This is a genomic window from Rhizobacter sp. P2_H2 (assembly GCF_056403375.1).
On sequence record NZ_JBFUFP010001339.1, the window covers coordinates 1 to 1,274 of the forward strand.

Annotated in this window: 1 protein-coding gene and 1 pseudogene; both read left to right on the forward strand. The window is 68.8% G+C overall.

All coding sequences use genetic code 11. From position 1 onward, the window contains the following. Positions 1-775 (forward strand): succinyl-diaminopimelate desuccinylase (gene dapE / locus AC1D15_RS32900; RefSeq protein WP_477829369.1); only part of this gene is annotated, 775 nt, incomplete at its 5' end. Beyond that, positions 772-1,274, forward strand: a pseudogene (locus tag AC1D15_RS32905) (50S ribosomal protein L3 N(5)-glutamine methyltransferase); the annotation flags it as partial. The gene dapE and the pseudogene AC1D15_RS32905, both read left to right, overlap by 4 nt.

Genomic DNA, 1,274 nt, shown 5'->3' on the forward strand with positions numbered 1-1,274 from the left:
CGGCGAGCGCTGCGGCAGCATCGCGCTGCTGATCACCAGCGACGAGGAAGGCCCGTCGGTCGACGGCACGGTCAAGGTCTGCGAGCTGCTGAAGCAACGCGGCGAGCGCATCGACTACTGCATCGTCGGCGAGCCGACCTCGGTCGACACGCTCGGCGACATGATCAAGAACGGCCGGCGCGGCACGCTGTCGGGCAAGCTGACGGTGCACGGCGTGCAGGGCCACATCGCCTACCCGCAGCTGGCCGACAACCCGATCCACCGCGTCGCCCCGGCGCTGGCGGCGCTGACCACGGTCGAATGGGACCGCGGCAACCGCTACTTCCCGGCCACCAGCTGGCAGGTGTCGAACATCCACGGCGGCACCGGCGCGACCAACGTGATTCCCGGCCAGGTGGTGATCGACTTCAACTTCCGCTTCTCGACCGAATCGACGCCCGATGCGCTGAAGTCGCGCCTGCACGCCGTGCTCGATGCGCACGGCCTGCGCTACGACCTGGCATGGACGCTCGGCGGCGAGCCGTTCCTGACGCCGATCGGCGCGCTGAGCGAGGCGATGGGTGCCGCCATCCTCGCCGAGACCGGCGTGCGCACCGAGCTGTCGACCACCGGCGGCACCTCCGACGGCCGCTTCATCTCGAAGATCTGCCCGCAGGTCGTCGAGTTCGGGCCGCTGAACGCCAGCATCCACAAGATCGACGAGAACGTCGAGGTCGCGAGCCTCGACCCGCTGAAGAACATCTACCGCAGGACGCTTGAAGGCTTGTTGCTATGAAGTTGATCGATCTCATCACCGCGCAGAGCGCCCGCCTCAAGACGGCGGGCGTTTCGTTTGGGCACGGCACCACCAACGCGTTCGACGAATCGGCCTGGCTGGTGCTGTGGGCGCTCGGCATGCCGCTCGACGCGCTGGAAGAACAGGCGCAGCGCGAGCTGTCGGCCGAGGAAGAAGCCACCGCGCTCGCGCTGGTCGACGAGCGCATCCGCTCGCGCCGCCCGGCCGCCTACCTGACCCGCGAAGCGTGGCTGCAGAACGTGCCGTTCTACATCGACGAGCGCAGCATCGTGCCGCGCTCGTTCATCGCCGAACTGCTGGTCGACGGCGAGGGCGAAGGCACGCTCGACGCCTGGCTGTCCGACCAGACGCACACGGTGCTCGACCTGTGCACCGGCAACGGCAGCCTGGCGGTGATCGCCGCGCTGGCCTACCCCGACGTGGTGGTCGATGCGGCCGACCTCTCCGACGACGCGCTGGCGGTGGCCCGCATCAACGT